General features: G+C 68.6%; 16 protein-coding genes. 11 read left to right on the plus strand and 5 right to left on the minus strand.

The window, feature by feature from the left end; genetic code table 11:
* Positions 1–54 precede the first annotated feature (54 nt).
* From ACOAMO_RS10470 to ACOAMO_RS10490, 5 genes are read left to right on the plus strand one after another with little or no spacing between them, the layout of a single operon-like run.
* The gene (locus ACOAMO_RS10470) at positions 55–666 is read left to right on the plus strand and encodes an MBL fold metallo-hydrolase (protein WP_420174737.1); all 612 of its coding nucleotides are present in this window, start codon (positions 55–57) and stop codon (positions 664–666) included.
* Positions 656–1,309 carry a hypothetical protein gene (locus tag ACOAMO_RS10475; RefSeq protein ID WP_420174738.1) on the plus strand — a complete coding sequence of 218 codons (654 nt, stop codon included), beginning with the start codon at positions 656–658 and terminating at the stop codon, positions 1,307–1,309. Before ACOAMO_RS10470 ends, ACOAMO_RS10475 begins: the two co-directional genes overlap by 11 nt.
* Before the next feature lie 42 nt (positions 1,310–1,351).
* A complete protein-coding gene (gene rph / locus ACOAMO_RS10480) occupies positions 1,352–2,107 on the plus strand; it encodes a ribonuclease PH (protein WP_420174739.1) in 756 nt (251 codons plus the stop codon).
* The gene (locus ACOAMO_RS10485; RefSeq protein ID WP_420174740.1) at positions 2,107–2,826 is read left to right on the plus strand and encodes a non-canonical purine NTP pyrophosphatase; all 720 of its coding nucleotides are present in this window, start codon (positions 2,107–2,109) and stop codon (positions 2,824–2,826) included. Before rph ends, ACOAMO_RS10485 begins: the two co-directional genes overlap by 1 nt.
* A gap of 2 nt (positions 2,827–2,828) precedes the next feature.
* Positions 2,829–3,641 carry a thymidylate synthase gene (locus tag ACOAMO_RS10490; RefSeq protein WP_420174741.1) on the plus strand — a complete coding sequence of 271 codons (813 nt, stop codon included), beginning with the start codon at positions 2,829–2,831 and terminating at the stop codon, positions 3,639–3,641.
* A gap of 349 nt (positions 3,642–3,990) precedes the next feature.
* Here ACOAMO_RS10490 and phnE read toward each other — a convergent pair whose 3' ends face one another.
* From phnE to ACOAMO_RS10510, 4 genes are read right to left on the minus strand one after another with little or no spacing between them, the layout of a single operon-like run.
* The gene (phnE, locus tag ACOAMO_RS10495) at positions 3,991–4,827 is read right to left on the minus strand and encodes a phosphonate ABC transporter, permease protein PhnE (protein WP_420174742.1); all 837 of its coding nucleotides are present in this window, start codon (positions 4,825–4,827) and stop codon (positions 3,991–3,993) included.
* Entirely contained in the window at positions 4,824–5,681 is an 858-nt protein-coding gene (locus ACOAMO_RS10500; RefSeq protein WP_420174743.1) for a phosphonate ABC transporter ATP-binding protein, read from the minus strand. The genes phnE and ACOAMO_RS10500 overlap by 4 nt, the downstream gene beginning before the upstream one ends.
* Positions 5,681–6,595, minus strand: coding sequence for a phosphate/phosphite/phosphonate ABC transporter substrate-binding protein (locus tag ACOAMO_RS10505; RefSeq protein WP_420174744.1), 915 nt, complete (start codon positions 6,593–6,595; stop codon positions 5,681–5,683). The genes ACOAMO_RS10500 and ACOAMO_RS10505 overlap by 1 nt, the downstream gene beginning before the upstream one ends.
* A gap of 57 nt (positions 6,596–6,652) precedes the next feature.
* Positions 6,653–7,786 carry a TIGR03364 family FAD-dependent oxidoreductase gene (locus tag ACOAMO_RS10510; protein WP_420174745.1) on the minus strand — a complete coding sequence of 378 codons (1,134 nt, stop codon included), beginning with the start codon at positions 7,784–7,786 and terminating at the stop codon, positions 6,653–6,655.
* 163 nt (positions 7,787–7,949) lie between these two features.
* Between ACOAMO_RS10510 and ACOAMO_RS10515 the strand changes: the two genes are divergently transcribed.
* From ACOAMO_RS10515 to ACOAMO_RS10535, 5 genes are all read left to right on the plus strand, one after another.
* Positions 7,950–8,708 carry a GntR family transcriptional regulator gene (locus ACOAMO_RS10515; protein WP_420174746.1) on the plus strand — a complete coding sequence of 253 codons (759 nt, stop codon included), beginning with the start codon at positions 7,950–7,952 and terminating at the stop codon, positions 8,706–8,708.
* Entirely contained in the window at positions 8,705–9,385 is a 681-nt protein-coding gene (locus ACOAMO_RS10520; protein WP_420174747.1) for a phosphonatase-like hydrolase, read from the plus strand. The genes ACOAMO_RS10515 and ACOAMO_RS10520 overlap by 4 nt, the downstream gene beginning before the upstream one ends.
* The gene (phnW, locus tag ACOAMO_RS10525) at positions 9,382–10,488 is read left to right on the plus strand and encodes a 2-aminoethylphosphonate--pyruvate transaminase (RefSeq protein ID WP_420174748.1); all 1,107 of its coding nucleotides are present in this window, start codon (positions 9,382–9,384) and stop codon (positions 10,486–10,488) included. The genes ACOAMO_RS10520 and phnW overlap by 4 nt, the downstream gene beginning before the upstream one ends.
* A 103-nt stretch (positions 10,489–10,591) precedes the next feature.
* Positions 10,592–11,560, plus strand: a complete 969-nt coding sequence (locus ACOAMO_RS10530; protein ID WP_420174749.1) for a dihydrofolate reductase — start codon at positions 10,592–10,594, stop codon at positions 11,558–11,560.
* A 4-nt stretch (positions 11,561–11,564) separates the two neighbouring features.
* Entirely contained in the window at positions 11,565–12,968 is a 1,404-nt protein-coding gene (locus tag ACOAMO_RS10535; protein WP_420174750.1) for a DNA polymerase IV, read from the plus strand.
* Here ACOAMO_RS10535 and ACOAMO_RS10540 read toward each other — a convergent pair.
* A complete protein-coding gene (locus ACOAMO_RS10540) occupies positions 12,965–14,269 on the minus strand; it encodes a serpin family protein (protein WP_420174751.1) in 1,305 nt (434 codons plus the stop codon). The two genes, ACOAMO_RS10535 and ACOAMO_RS10540, sit on opposite strands and share 4 nt — an antisense overlap.
* Before the next feature lie 145 nt (positions 14,270–14,414).
* On the opposite strand from ACOAMO_RS10540, the gene ACOAMO_RS10545 reads away from it, so the two are divergent.
* Positions 14,415–15,746, plus strand: a complete 1,332-nt coding sequence (locus ACOAMO_RS10545) for an aminotransferase class V-fold PLP-dependent enzyme (RefSeq protein ID WP_420174752.1) — start codon at positions 14,415–14,417, stop codon at positions 15,744–15,746.
* The last annotated feature ends 14 nt before the right edge of the window (positions 15,747–15,760 follow it).

Consider the following 15,760-nt stretch of genomic DNA (forward strand, 5'->3'; position numbering starts at 1 on the left):
CGGAAAGCACAAGACGGTGGCCGAGCTTGTCGAGGCCCCACGAGGGAGGACATCATGACCCTGCGGATTGACCATGCCGTCGTCAGCGGCACCTTCAGCCTGGACGGCGAGACCTTCGACGTCGACAACAATGTGTGGGTGCTGGGCGATGACACCCAGTGCGTGGTGATCGACGCCCCGCACAGCGTCGAGGCGATCCTCGACGTGGTGGCCGGGCGCAGCGTGCAGGCCGTGATCTGCACCCACGCCCACGACGACCACGTCCGCTTCGCCCCGGAACTGGCTGCTCGGGTGGATGCCCCGATCATGCTGCACCCCGACGACGCGGAACTGTGGAAGCTGACCCACCCCGACCGCGACCCCGACCTGCCGCTGGCCGACGGTCAGGTGCTCGACGTGTGCGGCCACGACGTGCGCGTGCTGCACACGCCCGGCCACGCACCCGGCGGCGTGTGCCTCTACGTGCCGAGCCTGGCCGTCGTCTTCACCGGTGACACCCTGTTCCAGGGTGGCCCCGGCGCCACGGGCCGCTCCTTCTCCAGCCGTGAGGTGCTGGAGCAGAGCATCCGCGAGAAGCTCTTCGCGCTGCCCGACGAGACCGTGGTGCACACCGGCCATGGCGACTCCACCACCATCGGTGCCGAGGCCGAGGCCCTTGGTCGCTGAGGCGCCCGCACCGGGCCAGCGTCAGGACCACCCTGACCTGGCCCGGTTGCAGGCCCGTCCCCGATCCGTGCTGGCCGATGCGGTGGCCGTCGTGCTCGACCCGACGATGACGCTGTTCACCGGCCTGCTGGTGACGATCCTGCACGGCATGTGGCCACACGCCCTGGCCGGGCTCGGATGGGTGGCCCTGGCCGCGCTGTTCGTCGTGGTCTCACCCCTGGCGGTGCTGGAGGTGTGTGTGCGCCGCGGTTGGGTCTCCGACCTGCAGGTGGTGCGCCGCGAGGAGCGCGTCAAGCCCTTGGGGCTGGTGATCGCCATGGTGCTGCTCGGCCTGGCCCTGCTCGTGGGACTGCAGGCTCCCGCGGTGCTGCTGGCCTTCGTCACCTCGGTGCTGGTGGGCCTGGTGGCGATGACCGCGATCAGCGTGCGGTACAAGGCCTCCTTCCACTCGGGCGTGCTGGCGGCGATGGGCTCCGTCGTCGCCGTCGAGGTGGGATGGTGGACGGTGGCGGTGAGCCTTCCACTGCTGGGTCTGCTGGCCTGGGCGCGCTGGCGCGCCGGACGGCACAGCACCGGCCAGGTGGTGGTGGGGGCGCTGCTGTGCGCTGTCCTGGTGGGCGGCAGCTTCGCCCTGCTGCACTGATGGATGGGGCGTCGGTCTGGTATCACCCGCTAGATTTGGCGCATGACTTCTGCCACCACACCCGCAACTCGTATCGACGGCCGCGCTGCTGACCAGCTGCGCGAGGTGAGGATCACCCGCAACTGGCTCGACCACGCGGAGGGCTCGTGCCTCATCGAGTTCGGCAAGACCCGCGTGCTGGTGGCCGCCAGCGTCGAGGAGGGCGTGCCCCGCTGGATGAAGGGCCAGGGCAAGGGCTGGGTGACCAGCGAGTACGAGATGCTGCCCCGCTCCACCCACACCCGCAGCGGTCGTGAGTCCCGCAAGGGCAAGGTCGGTGGCCGCACCCACGAGATCAGCCGTCTGATCGGCCGCGCGCTGCGCGCCGTCATCGACTACGAGGCGCTGGGCGAGAACACCATCGTCATCGACTGCGACGTGCTGCAGGCCGACGGTGGTACCCGCACCGCCTCGATCACCGGCGCCTACGTCGCGCTGGCCGACGCCGTGGAATACCTGCGTGGCAAGGGTGCCCTCAAGGGGGAGCCGCTCAAGGACTCGGTGGCCGCCATCAGCGTGGGCGTCGTCGACGGCACCCCGATGCTGGACCTGGCCTACACCGAGGACTCCACCGCCGACACCGACATGAACATCGTGGTGGCCGGCAATGGCGACTTCATCGAGGTGCAGGGCACCGCCGAGGGGGTGCCCTTCGACCGCGCGACCCTGGACAGCTTGCTCGACCTGGGACTGAAGGGCTGCACCGAGCTCAAGGACAAGCAGGCCGCTGCCCTGGCAGAGCCCGTCGAGGCCAAGTGATGGAGGGCGACTCCCGCGCCCAGGTGGTGCTGGCCACCAACAATGCCAAGAAGCTCGCCGAGCTGCGTGCCGCGATGCTGAGCCTGGAGCTGCCCATCGAGGTGTTGAGCCTGTCCGACGTGGAGCCCTACCCGGAACCGGACGAGACCGAACGCACCTTCGAGGGCAATGCCCTCATCAAGGCTCGCGAGTGCGCCTTGCGCACCGGCCTGCCGGCGCTGGCCGACGACTCCGGCATCGAGGTGGGCGCGCTCAACAACTGCCCCGGCGTGCGCTCCTCGCGCTGGGCCGGCAAGCCCACCGGCGATCGCGAGACCGATGACCGGGCCAACAACGAGCTGCTGCTGGCCCAGATCAGCGACGTGCCCGCCGGGCAGCGCGAGGCCCGTTTCGTGTGCGCCATGGCCTTCGTCGTGCCCGACCAGATGGGCGGGATGCGGCACTGGGAGTCGCTGCGCGCCGAGTGGCCCGGGCAGCTGGGCTTCGAGCCGCGCGGCGAGAACGGCTTCGGCTACGATCCGCTGTTCATCCCCGACGACGCGCCGGAAGTGGACGGCCGTCGACTGACCAGCGCCGAGCTCGCGCCCGAGCACAAGAACCAGATCTCGCACCGCGGCCAGGCCGTGGCCCGCATCGTCCCGGCCATCGCCGGTCTGCTGAACCTCAAGATGCCCGAGGAAGGCGCCGGCTTCAGCGGCAACGACCAGAAGGAGTCCTGACAGTGCAGCAGTACCTTGACCTGCTCCGGTTGGTGCTGGACGAGGGGGCCGAGAAGGGCGACCGGACCGGCACCGGCACGCGCAGCATCTTCGGCCACCAGATGCGCTTCAACCTGGCCGACGGATTTCCCCTGCTCACCACCAAGAAACTGCACACCCGCAGCATCTTCGGGGAACTGTTGTGGTTCCTGCGCGGCGACACCAACATCGCCTGGCTGCACCAGAACAAGATCACCATCTGGGACGAGTGGGCCGACGCGAACGGCGACCTGGGGCCGGTCTACGGCTACCAGTGGCGCAGCTGGCCCACGCCCTCGGGAGAGTCGGTCGACCAGATCGCCAAGGTCATCGAGTCGATCAAGACCAATCCGGATTCACGGCGCCACATCGTCAGCGCGTGGAATGTGGCCGACGTGGACCAGATGGCGCTGCCGCCCTGCCATGCACTGTTCCAGTTCTACGTGACGCCCGGCCGCGACGGTGGCCGCGGGCGGCTGAGCTGCCAGCTCTACCAGCGCAGTGCCGACCTCTTCCTGGGGGTGCCCTTCAACATCGCCTCCTACGCGCTGCTGACCCATCTGGTGGCGCAGGTCTGCGACTTGGAGGTGGGAGACTTCGTGCACACCTTCGGCGACGCCCACCTGTACTCGAACCACGTGGAACAGGCCAGGCTGCAGCTCACTCGTGAACCGCGGCCCTTGCCGCAACTGCAGTTGAACCCCGACGTCCGTGAGATCGACAAGTTCGAGCTGGCCGACATCGAGGTGCTCAACTATGACCCGCACCCCGGGATCAAGGCGCCCATTGCTGTCTGATCAGCAAGGGGGACGACCCCCTTGAACCCCCGCGGCACTCGCGCGCACCGCTCCTCGCAGGCTCGGAGCTGCGGTCGTGTCAGGAATGACCAAGGGGGACGACCCCCTTGAACCCCCGCGGCACTCGCGCGCACCGCTCCTCGCAGGCTCGGAGCTGCGCTCGTGTCAGGAATGAGCAAGGGGGACGACCCCCTTGAACCCCCGCGGCACTCGCGCGCACCGCTCCTCGCAGGCTCGGAGCTGCGCTCGTGTCAGGAATGACCAAGGGGGACGGTGTACGGCGGCCGAGCCTGTCGAGGCCCCCACCCGAGGGAACTCGACAGACCCGGCCGCCGTGCTTCGCTCCGCCTCAGACCGCCAGTCGCTTGCGGATGAAGGCCGAGACCTGGTCCACCACGATGATGAGCACCAGCACCACCAGGATGTGGGTGAGCATCTCGTCGAACTGGAAGTTCTTGATCGAACGGTTGATCAGCAGACCGATGCCGCCGGCGCCCACCAGGCCCAGCACCAGCGACGAGCGCACGTTCACGTCGAAGCGGTAGAGCAGCAGTCCGGTCCACTGGGCGAGCACCAGGGGCAGCGTGGCATTGGCCACCTGCTGGATGCCGTTGGCCCCGGCTGTGCGCAGCGCCTGCTGGGGGCCGGGATCGACCTCCTCCATCGCCTCGGCCCACAACTTGCCCATCACACCGGTGTTGTGACAGATCAGGGCCAGCACGCCGGCGAAGGGTCCCAGGCCGACGGCGGTGACGAAGATCAGGGCGAAGACGATGTCCGGCACCGCGCGGAAGAAGCTCAGAATGGCGCGCGAGGCCTGGTAGACGACGCTGTTGGGGGTGGTGTTGCGGGCGCCCAGCACTGCCAGCAACAGCGCGAAGGGCACCGACAGCGTGGTTCCCAGCAGGCCGATCCACAGGGTCACCATGGTCGCCTGCAGGCTCGGCTTGAGCACGCGTTGCCAGTCGGTGTCCGGCGGCACGGCCTCGGCCAGGAAGCCGGCCATGCCGGCCCAGCCCTCCACCAACAGCTGGGGGCGGAACTGCGTTCCCTCGAAGGCCAGGGCGTGCAGCACCACCAGGGCGCCCGCGGCGATCGTGCCGCCGACCAGCCGTCGGGTGTGTCCGGGGTCCTTGGGGACGGGAATCGATCGGGTGCCGCTCGCGGGCAGGCTTGCGGTGCTCATGCTGTCTTCTCCATCAGATGGTGGGCGTCGGCGGGAGCCCGGTCGGGCAGGTAGAGCAGGTCCAGGTCGTCCTCGCTCAGTTCGTGTGCGGGATGGTTGAACAACATGCGTCCCTGCACCAGGCCAATGGCGCGGTCGGCGTGGCGACGCGCCAGGTCTGGCTGGTGCAGCACCGCGGCCACGGCCAGGTTCTCGGAATGGGCAAGGTCACGCAGCAGGTGCATCACCTGCTCGGCGGCGCGAGGATCCAACGCCGAGACGGGTTCGTCGGCCAGCAGCACCTTGGCCCGCTGGCACAGGGCCCGGGCCACGGCGACGCGCTGCTGCTGCCCGCCAGACAGCGATCCGGCCCGGTCGTGGGCCCGGTCTGCCAGGCCGACGCGCTCCAGACAGCCCATGGCCTCCTCCTTGATCTCGCGGGGGTAGAAGGCGGGGCTGAGCGACTGGGCGGTGCCCATCCGGGCCAGCGCTCCGGCGCAGACATTCTGCAGGGCGGTGCGGCGGGGAACCAGGTGGATCTTCTGGAAGACCATCGCCGCCTGGTGCCGGGCGGCCTGACGCTGGTGTCCCTTGAGCTCCGAGAGGTTCTGGCCCCCGAGCAGCACCATGCCCTCGTCGGGCTCGGTCAGGCCCATCACACACCGCAGCGTGGTGGACTTGCCGGAGCCGTTGGCGCCCAGGAAGGCCACCAGTTCCCCGGCGCGGACGTCGAAGTCGATGCCCTCGAGCACCTTGCGGCCGCCGAAGGCCTTGGTCATCGAGCGCACGGTCAGCAGCGAGGCGCCCTCGCTGGTGTGGGCCCGGCCCTGGGTGTTGGTCTGGTTCTGGGGACGGGTACGGGGCTGGCTGGTCATCAGGTGTCTTCCTCGGTGAGGTTCATCGTGCTGGCAAGGTCGAACAGCGGCTGGTAGGTCTCCTTGGTGACCTCCACCAGCGGGCCGGGAGGCGTCACGTCCAGGAATTCGCCGACCTTGGCGACGTCCTCCTTGGGCAGGTTCACCAGGGCGTCCTTGATCGCGGTCTTGGTGCCCTCGTCCAGCGAGCCGCGCACCGTAATGGGGTCATTGGGGATCTCGTCGGACTTCCACACCTGGCGGAAGTCCTCCTTCTTGAAGGTGCCCTCGCGGGTGGCGGTGGCCAGGGTCTGGGAGTTGATCTGGGCCGCATCGACGGTCTTGTTGGTCAGGGCCAGCAGGGCCTCGGGATGGCCGCCCGCGTAGTTGGTCTTGACGTCGGCCTCGTTGACGCCGGCCTTCTTCAGCGCATAGCGGGGCAGCACGTCACCGCTGGTGGAGCCGACGCTGCCCAAGGCCAGCGACTTGCCCTTGAGGTCCTCCACGCTCTTGATGGGGGAGTCCTTGGGCACCCAGATGCCGGCGGTGTAGCCGGACAGCTTGCCCTGGGCATCGCCGAAGGAGACCAGCGGCTCGGCCTTGGCCTTCTGGCTGGCGAAGACATAGCCGAGCGGCCCGAACTGGCCGATGTCCAGACGCTTGTTGCGCATCGCCAGCACCTCGGCCGAGTAGTCCTCGACGATCTGCACCTCGACGGGGCAGTCGAGCTGCTTGGACAGCGATTCGGCCAGCACCTTGTAGGCAGGCTCGAGCTTCGAGGGATCCTCATAGGGCTCGATGCCGAAGCGCAGCCCCTCGGAGGGGCAGCTGAAGCCGGAGGCGTCGGTGGTGGCCGAGGGTTCGTCGGAGCCGCAGGCAGCCAGCGTGGAACTGGCCAGCAGGGCTGTCAGGGTAAGGGCAAGAGGCTTTCGCATGGGATTCTCCAGGTCTGTGTCGTGGGGGCGTGATGCCGTGGGGGTGGGTGAGACAGGTCAGGCGGCGGCCAGGCTCTGGCGAGCCAGGCCGAAGGACAGGGTCATGCCGACACCGGATGTGACGGTCACGATGCGGACGCGCGGCTGGTGCTCGGTGACCAGCAGCGGGCCGAGGATGCTGTTGGCGTAGACGCCCTGCCACCGTTCGAGGACGTCGAACTTCTCGACGCCCAGCACGCGGGCCGCCTCGTCGAGCACCAGCGCGGAACGCTGCTCGGGGACGAAGGGCAGGGGTGAGTCGGAATAGTCATGGGTGTCTCCGACGAGCAGGCTGCCGTCGGGAAGCTGGGTGAACATCACATTGGCCAGCGCCTCGAGCAGCTCGGGGCGGGTCTGCTGCATGTGCTCGCGCAGGCGATGGGCGGCGGCCTGTTCGGTGAAGACGCCGTAGCGCAGCATCGAGGTGGTGGTGAGCACTGCCGGGTCGATGCGGGCACCGCCCGGGCTGGCGACGCGGTGCATGGCCAGCGTGCAACGCATCACCTGGTGTTGCGTGGCCAGATCGGGGAAGAGATGCATCAGGTCATGGCCAGTGGCGACGATGACGCGCTCGGCCGTCACCTCACCGCGGCTGGTGACCAGGGTGACCTCGTCGCCGCCGTCATGGATGGCACCCACCTGCGTGTTGCGGGCAAAGGCCACCCCCTGCGAGGCCAGCCAGTCGGCAAGCTGGTCGGCCGCCCGGCGGGGGTCGACGCGCATGTCCAGCGGCAGGTGCGCACCACCCATGAGGTTGGGCGCTCCCAGCCCTCCCAGCTGGGCTCGTGCCTGGCCGGCCGTGAGCAGCGCAACCTGCTCGGGTCCCCGGGCGGTGTGCAGCTCTTCCAGGAGTTCCATCTCCAAGGGGGTCCGCGCCACGACGAGAGTGCCGCATTCGTGCGCAGTCAGGCCGCTGAGCTGGGCGGCCTCGAGCCAGCCGTGACGTGATTCCAGGGCTAGTGGCAGCAGGTCGGTGGGCTGGGCCGTGAAGCAGGCATGTCCGAAGTTGCGCACGGAGGCACCGGTGGTGCGCCCCTCCCGGTCGATGACCAGGGTGGCAATGCCCCTGCGGTGTGCCTCGAGGGCGTGGGCCAGGCCGATGATGCCGGCTCCGACGATGACCAGCGGGTGCCGGTGCTGCGTGATGTCCATGGCTCAATCGAACGTCTCGCAGGGCAGGGGAAGCAAGCCAGATTCCTACTTGTATAAACAAGTTAACGCAACGTTCACTCTGCAGTTCACGCTCATTCGTCCAAGGAATTCGTGGGTGGGGAGGGCCTTGTGCAAGGTGCGAGTCAACTTGTATGGTCAAGTCATGGCTCGACTTGAACCGCTCCACGTCACCTTGGCGGAGGACTTCCGCCGTCGCATCGCCGACGGCGTCTGGCCGGCTGGCGAGTCCGCCCCCAGCGAGGCCGAACTCGTGCGCGAGACGGGTGCCTCACGCGGCACCGTGCGGCAGGCACTCAATGCCCTGCGCACCGAGGGTCTGCTGGTGGGTGGGCAAGGGCGATCCCCTCGGGTGCGCAAGGCGCCGCCGGCCCAGTCCTTCTCGCACTTCATCTCCTTCACCCAGTGGGCGGAGTCGATGGGTCGGGTGGCCGGCCAGCGACTGGAGGAGATGGCCCGTCGGGCCTGTCCGGCAGAACTGGCGGAGGAGCTGGAACTGCCACCGGGGGAGCAGGTGGTGCAGCTGCTGCGCCAGCGCACCCTCGATGGGGTGCCGACCATGGTGGAACGCACCACCTTCGTGCTCGACGTCGGGTTGCACCTGTTCACCTTCGACACCAACTCGGGCTCGATCTTCGCCCACCTGGCCAGCCAGGGCGTCGACCTGGCCCGTGGCCGCCACACCATCGACGCGGTGGGGGCCGACCAGACCGATGCGGCCCTGCTGGGCGTCCCGGTGGGGGAGCCGCTGCTGCGAGTGCGCCGTCTCACCCGCACACGTGACGACAGGCCCATCGAGTACTCCGACGACCGCTACTTGCCCAGCCGGGCCACCTTCTCCATCGAGAACACCGCCGAGAACCGATCCGCAATGCTCCACCTCAACCCCCAGGAGTCCGCATGACCATCACCCTGTGTGCCTTCGACATGGCCGGCACCACCATCGACGACAAGGGGCGCGTCTACGACGCCCTGCGCGACTGCGTCACCAGGCAGGGCGCCACCGTCGCCGACGACGACCTCCAGACCTGGATGGGCACCGAGAAGCGCGATGCCATCACCAACCTGCTGCGGTTGGGAGGGGTCGAGCCCACCAGCCAGGTCGTCGACGCGGGCTATGCCGACTTCGTCGAGCTGCTGCGCACCTACTACCGCCAGACCCCACCCGTCGCACTGCCCGGTGTGGAGCAGGCCTTCACGATCCTGCGCCGCAACGCCATCAAGGTGGCGCTGACCACGGGCTTCTCGCGCGAAGTGGCCGGACCGTTGCTGGAGGCACTGGGCTGGGGAGTGGGCCGGCAGCTCGACGCGGTGGTGTGCGCGGACGAGGTGGCGGCCGGGCGCCCGGCGCCCTACATGGTCCATCGTGCCCTGGAGCGCACCGGCACCGCCTCGATGGCGGAGGTCTTGGTGGCCGGGGACACCGTCGCCGACGTGCAGGCCGGCCTGCGATCGGGCGCCGCACAGAGCATCGGCGTGCTGACCGGCGCCCTCGGCAGCGACCAGTTGACGGCCGCCGGCGCCACCGCCGTGCTCGAGGGCGTCCAGGACGTCCCCGCACACCTGGGGCTGGGCGAATGATGAACCCAGACCTGGTTCCCGACAACGACTACCTGCTGCTCACCCCCGGGCCACTGTCCACCAGCAAGCGGGTCCGCGCGGCCATGCTGCAGGACTGGTGCACCTGGGACGACAGCTACAACCAGCTCACCCAGCAGGTGCGCTCCCGGCTGGTGGAGCTGGCCGGTTCTGACGAGTACGTCGCGGTTCCGATGCAGGGCAGCGGCAGCTTCGTCGTGGAATCCCTGCTGGGATCGGTGGTGGGGCCGGACCACGCCCTCCTGGTGCTGGCCAACGGCGCCTACGGCCGACGCATCGGACAGATCTGCCAGGTCCTGGGCATCTCCCACCACATGGTCGACGTCGGTGACGTCGGGGTCGTCGACGCCGAGGTGGCGCACCGCGGGCTGGCCGAGTTCCCCCAGGCCACCCACGTCGCGGTGGTGCACTGCGAGACCACCACCGGTGTGCTGAACCCACTGGACGAGGTGGCGCCGGTGGTGACGGCCTCCGGCCGCAAGCTCCTGGTGGATGCCATGTCCAGCTTTGGCGGCGTGCCGATCGACCTGGCGGGCCTGGGCATCGACCACCTGGTCTCCAGCGCCAACAAGTGCATCCAGGGCGTGCCCGGTTTCGGCTTCGTGCTCTCGCGCCGCACCGAGCTGGAGCAGGTGCAGCACGCCCCGCGCTCGCTGGCACTCGACCTGGTGGGGCAGTGGCGCGCCATGGAGCAGGGCGAGGGCAAGTGGCGCTTCACCTCGCCGACCCATGTGGTGCATGCCTTCGCCGAGGCGCTGACCGAGCTGGCCGAGGAGGGCGGCGTCGAGGCTCGCCATGATCGCCTGGCCCGCAACCAGGTCACGCTCGTCGAGGGGCTGGCCGCACTGGGCCTGCATCCCGTGGTGGAGCGCCGATTCCAGTCACCGGTGATCACCGCCTTCCGCTACCCCGAGGGCCCCTTCGACTTCGCAGCGCTCTACCAAGGGCTCAAGCGGGAGGGATTCGTCATCTACCCGGGCAAGGTGAGCCAGCTGGTCACCTTCCGGGTGGGGACGATCGGGGACGTGCAGCCTGCCGACATCGACCGGCTGTGCGCCGCCTTCGCCCGGCTGCGCCACTGGTGAGTGCTTGGGGCGGGTGACATCTGCCACTGGGGATGCTGGGTGCGGCGGCCCCGAACTGTCGTACCCAGATGGCAGGATGGGGTGAAAACCGAGGAGGCCAGCCATGCGAGTTATTGCCATTGCCGTCGTCAGCGAGAACGGCGTGATCGGTGACGGCAAGGACCAGCCCTTCAAGTTCGGTGAGGACTGGGCGCGGTTCAAGGCGACCACCATGGGTCACCCCATCATCGTGGGCCGCCACACGCATGAGGCCATCGGGGGTTATCTGCCCGGACGCACCACCATCGTCGTGAGCCGGGATCCCGAGCAGATCGAGCTCAGCGACGACCCCGATGCGCCCAGCTTCGCCGTCGGTTCGGTGGAACTCGCCCTTGAGCTGGCCGAATCCCTCGACGACGTGTGCTTCGTCTGTGGTGGTGGCCAGGTCTACGAGAACGCATGGGAGTACCTCACCGAACTCGACATCACCCAGGTGCACGAGACCGCCGAGGGAAGCGTGCATTTTCCCGAGATCGACCCGGAGGACTGGCTGCTCCTGCACCGGGAACCGCGGGGACAGTTCGACTTCACCCGGCTCTTCCCGATCACCCGCACCGAACGGCTCACCCTGGTCCCGGTCGGCCCCGACGACCTGGACGACTGGGCACGCCTGTACTCCGCCTCCGACCTGCCCGAGGTGCCGATCGAGCGCCACCGCGTCGGCCTGGAGGCGAATGTGGAGCACTGGCTCAATGACGGACTGGGCTACTGGCTGGCCAAGGAAAGCCTGCACGACCGTCCGGTGGGCGTCGGCGGAGTGCGGCGCAGCAAGGAGAACCCGGACGGCACCTGGAGCCTCTACTACCGATTCGAGCCGGACTCCCGCAACCAGGGTTATGCGGTGGAGATCGCCAAGGCGGGCATCGCGGCCCTGAAGGTGCTCGATCCGGATTCCGAGTTGCGTGCCGTGCTGCGTCCCGACAATGCCGCCGCCTGCGCGGTGGCAGAGAAGGTGGGGCTGCTTCCCACCGGCGAGACCAGCGACGAGCGCGGCCCGCTGCAGGTCTGGACCGCAGTGGTGGCCACCCTGTGACCGCGTGAGGTCCACCGCGAGCGTCCTGCACCTTGACCTGGACGCCTTCTTCGCGGCGGTGGAGCAACGAGACAAGCCGTCGCTGCGCGGCAAGCCGGTGATCGTCGGAGGCGTGGGGCAGCGCGGCGTGGTCTCCACCGCCAGTTACGAGGCACGGGCCTTCGGGGTGCGCTCGGCGATGCCGTCCCACGAGGCCCGTCGCAAGGCTCCCCATGCCGCCTTCCTCGGCGGCCGCTTCGACGCCTACCGGCAGTCGAGCCGGATCGTGATGGGACTGCTGCACGAGCTGTCACCCCTGGTGGAGCCGTTGAGCATCGACGAGGCCTTCGTCGACCTGGAAGCCGGTGGCCACGACTGTCGTGACCTGGATGCCCTGCGCGCCCTGGGGCAGAAGTTGCGGGCAGACCTGTTCGAACGCACCGAGGGGCTGACGGCGAGCGTGGGGATGGGATCGAGCAAGTTCATCGCCAAGGTGGCCAGCGAGATGGCCAAACCCAATGGCCTGGTGGTGGTGCCGCCGGGCAGCGAGGTGGAGGTCATCTCGCCACTGTCGGCCCGGGCGGTGCCCGGAGTGGGCCCGGTGACCATGGAGAAACTCGACCGGCTGGGCATCCGCACCGTCGCCGACCTGCAGCGCGCCGAGGTGCAGGAGCTTTCGCGCGAGGTGGGACGCAGCTGGGGCCCGGCGCTGCACGAGCTGGCCTTCGCGCGAGACGACCGCCCGGTGGGTCCCCATCGGGAGGCGAAGTCGATCTCGGTGGAGGACACCTTCGAGTCCGACCTGACCGATCGCGCGGACTTGGAGGCCATCGCCTCGCGTGACGCGGCGATCGTCGCCGGACGCCTGAGGGCTTCCGGGCAGTTCGCCCGCACCATCACCCTCAAGGTGCGATTGGGTGACTTCACCACCTGGACCCGCTCGCGCACCCTCAACGGCGCCACCGACTCCACCGAGCGCATCTCCCAGGTGGCCCGGGAACTGCTCGATGCGCTCGACGTGCGAGAGGGAATCCGGCTCTTGGGCGTGGGCGTCGCGAACTTCACCCAGGCCGCGCAGGAGGAATTGTTCGTGCTGGAGGGCGACGACGTGGTGGTCACCGAGGAACGCACCACCACCGAGGCGCCGCAACAGCGTCGGCGAGGACGAGGGGAGTGGAGCCCCGGCAGCGAGGTGGAACACCCCGAACACGGCCGTGGCTGGGTCTGGGGCTCCGGTCTGGGACGCGTCACGGTGCGCTTCGAGACCCGCCTGACCGGCGTCGGGCCAGTGCGCACCTTCCGCACCGACGACGAGGCGCTGACCCGCCCCGACGGCCCGCTCCCGATGGCCTGGGACAGTGCCTCGGCCGAGCCTGGTTCCCCGCCGGCCGAGTCTGGTTCCCCGCCGGCCGAGCCTGTCGAGGCCTAAGGCTTCGCCACGCGTCCGAGGAAGAGCGGCGTGGCGCTCTGGCGGTCGAAGATGACGTACCAGAAGGGGCGGTCGAGCACGAGCTCGTGCTGCTCCTCCGGCTCTTTCACCGAGGTGGCCCCCACGGTCAGGGCGGTGGCGGCCGCCGCCTCGGTACCCTTCTCGTCGACGGAGATCCACGTCTTCTGCACCGCCGCGGTCACGGCCAGCTCCTCGTCGCGGATTCCGGTCAGGTCGACGTCGGAGTCCCCGACGAACAGGTGCCTGACCCCCATCTTCCGCAGCGGTTCCTGAAGCGCGATCTCCTGTTCGTGCTGCCACAGCGGCACGGTGAGCCGCACCTGTGCGCGTCGCCAGCCGGTGAGCATGCGGTGCAGGCCACCCGCGGCCCAGACGTCCAGCAGCGGCTCGTCCTTGCCCTCTTCCGGCAGCACGAGCGCCATCGCCAGGTCACCGCCCAGGTAGTCCAGGACGCTGGCCTGCCAGCCCGGCCCGTCGGCCCAGAGCTTGCTGCTTGCGCGGAAGGATTCCACCGGCGTCGTGGTGGAGTCGTCATGGGTGAAGCTCAGTTTCTCGCCGCGGCTGAACTCCTCGGCCCAGGGCGCCTTGAACCAGATGGCATTGGTCACCACCAGCCGGGTCTCCGACGTGATTGCCTCGGCGGTGACCAGGTCCTTGATGCGGTCATTGGTGCGTTCGGCCGCCCAGTCGTTGATGGCATCGGCGGCTTGCTGCGAGGCGGTGAAGTCGACGCCGTGCACACCCGAGCCGTACCAACGGGCGCAGGCCTCCAGGAAGGTCTTCCTGACCGGTGTTGCCTGTTGCGCCCACAGGGCATTGGACACCTCGAGGGCCACCTCTCCGCTGCGCTGGCCGCTCTCCACCTTGCGGTTGCGCGAGGCCAGTGCCTGCTGCACGGCCCCCAGCTGGGAGTTCAGCTCGTCCAAGCTGCCGAAGCCCAGCAGGGATAGCAGGTCGCTGAGGCTTTCGGCCTTGGCGCCGTTGGCGAGCATGGCCAGGGGCAGCGCCAGCGAGGTGGGGGAGACCAACAGGTCACCGTCGTGGTCCAGGGACTTGGCCAGCCAAGCTGCGAAGGTGCACGCGGCCTCACCAGTGGCTTCCGTCGCCTTCCCCGGCTGTTGGGCCAGCTCTGCCTTCGTCTCGCCGGCGCCCAGCAGCACCATGCCGGCCGGTACCGTCGTGGACGGCGTGGGAGCAGGTTCTGGCTTCCGCGGACCGCAGGCGGTCAACGGGGCAGCGATGGCAAGGGCGGACAGCCCCAACAGGTGGCGGCGATGCATGCCCTCCATGGTGCCAGCGCGAGGGTCCCCACGGCCCGTGGCGCTGTTCGCGGCCACAACACCGGATGGTCGACGGTGGTTCAAGTGAGCTTCACATCGGTGGTCTTGGCTGGTGTGACACCCCCCTCACACAGGAGAACGAACCATGGAACTCGACCGTCGAACAGTCCTCTCCGCCGCCGGGCTCTCGGCCGCCGGAGCCGTCGGAAGCCAGTTCATCCAGGCAGACCAGGCCTTCGCGAAGGCACACCGACCGGGGCACCGGCCGCTGCCGGTGGCACCCAAGATCAATGCTCGTCGGCTGGCCCGCCATGAGCCCTACTGGGCGCGGGTTCGTCGTGAATATGACGTCCCCCGTGACTACGTGAACTATGAGAACGGCTACTTCGGGACGATGCCCGTGCGGGTGCGTGACGAGTTCCAGCACTGGGCCGACGTGCTGGCGCGCGATTCCTCCTACTTCATGCGCACCGAATTCGGAGCCAAGCAGGAGGCGGCCCGCAAGCGAGTGGCACGGCTGGTGGGTGCCGACCTGGACGAGGTCGTGTTCACCCGCGGTGCCACTGAAGCCCTGCAGAAGCTGATCGGCGGTTACAACCAGCTCAAGCCGGGTGACCAGGTGTTGTATGCAGACCTGGACTACGACTCGATGCAGTACGCCATGGAGGACCTTCGTGCCCGTCGCGGTGCCGAGGTGGTGAAGCGAGCCATCCCGGAGCCGGCCACCCATGAGAACGTGCTGGACTTCTACCGCACCTTCCTCAAGGACCACCCCCGCGCCAAGCTGCTGCTGATCACCCATCTGTCGCATCGCACGGGCCTGGTGGTCCCGGTGCGGGAGATCGTCGAGATGGCCGAGGAGCGCGGCGTGGACGTGGTGGTGGATGCCGCCCACTCGATCGGCCAGATGGACGTGGATGCCCACAAGCTCGGTGCCGCCTTCATCGGCTACAACCTGCACAAGTGGATCAGCGCCCCGATGGGGCTTGGCGTGATGTACATCCGCAAGGACAAGCTGGCCAGCATCGATCGTGACCACGGAGACCTGGACTACCCCGAGACCGACATTCGCTCACGGGTGCACACCGGCACCACCACCTCGTCGAACCTGCTGGCTCTGGAGGTGGCCCTCGACTTCCACGAGGCCCTGGGCCTGGAGAACGTGCACCGTCGCCTGCAATACCTGCGTGACCGTTGGGTGGAACAGGTGCTGGACGTGCCGCGACTGCAGATCCTCACCCCGCAGGATGACCGGATGTACGGCGCGCTGACCGCCTTCCGCATCGAGGGCCGAGTGACCAAGGCAGACTCGACCGCGATCACCAGTTGGTTGATGGACAACCATCGCGTCTTCACCGTGCGGCGTGGGGGAGTGTCCAAGGGAGAGGTGGTCCGGGTCACTCCGGGCATCTACTCCACCCGTCGCGACAGCGACCGGTTGGCACGAGCCCTGCAGCAGATCACCAAGGTCTTCTGATCGGCTGGGTGTCT

This window comes from Luteococcus struthionis (assembly GCF_048595755.1).
Taxonomy (GTDB): Bacteria; Actinomycetota; Actinomycetes; order Propionibacteriales; family Propionibacteriaceae; genus Luteococcus.

What these genes read in the sequence shown, in the direction of transcription:
- ACOAMO_RS10520 (WP_420174747.1), top strand. Translation starts at nt 8,705, where the DNA reads ATGACCATCACCCTGTGTGCCTTCGACATGGCCGGCACCACCATCGAC.
- ACOAMO_RS10530 (WP_420174749.1), top strand. Translation starts at nt 10,592, where the DNA reads ATGCGAGTTATTGCCATTGCCGTCGTCAGCGAGAACGGCGTGATCGGT.
- ACOAMO_RS10470 (WP_420174737.1), top strand. Translation starts at nt 55, where the DNA reads ATGACCCTGCGGATTGACCATGCCGTCGTCAGCGGCACCTTCAGCCTG.
- ACOAMO_RS10485 (WP_420174740.1), top strand. Translation starts at nt 2,107, where the DNA reads ATGGAGGGCGACTCCCGCGCCCAGGTGGTGCTGGCCACCAACAATGCC.
- ACOAMO_RS10510 (WP_420174745.1), bottom strand. Translation starts at nt 7,786, where the DNA reads ATGGACATCACGCAGCACCGGCACCCGCTGGTCATCGTCGGAGCCGGC.
- phnW (WP_420174748.1), top strand. Translation starts at nt 9,382, where the DNA reads ATGATGAACCCAGACCTGGTTCCCGACAACGACTACCTGCTGCTCACC.
- ACOAMO_RS10505 (WP_420174744.1), bottom strand. Translation starts at nt 6,595, where the DNA reads ATGCGAAAGCCTCTTGCCCTTACCCTGACAGCCCTGCTGGCCAGTTCC.
- ACOAMO_RS10515 (WP_420174746.1), top strand. Translation starts at nt 7,950, where the DNA reads ATGGCTCGACTTGAACCGCTCCACGTCACCTTGGCGGAGGACTTCCGC.
- ACOAMO_RS10500 (WP_420174743.1), bottom strand. Translation starts at nt 5,681, where the DNA reads ATGACCAGCCAGCCCCGTACCCGTCCCCAGAACCAGACCAACACCCAG.
- ACOAMO_RS10540 (WP_420174751.1), bottom strand. Translation starts at nt 14,269, where the DNA reads ATGCATCGCCGCCACCTGTTGGGGCTGTCCGCCCTTGCCATCGCTGCC.
- ACOAMO_RS10545 (WP_420174752.1), top strand. Translation starts at nt 14,415, where the DNA reads ATGGAACTCGACCGTCGAACAGTCCTCTCCGCCGCCGGGCTCTCGGCC.
- phnE (WP_420174742.1), bottom strand. Translation starts at nt 4,827, where the DNA reads ATGAGCACCGCAAGCCTGCCCGCGAGCGGCACCCGATCGATTCCCGTC.
- rph (WP_420174739.1), top strand. Translation starts at nt 1,352, where the DNA reads ATGACTTCTGCCACCACACCCGCAACTCGTATCGACGGCCGCGCTGCT.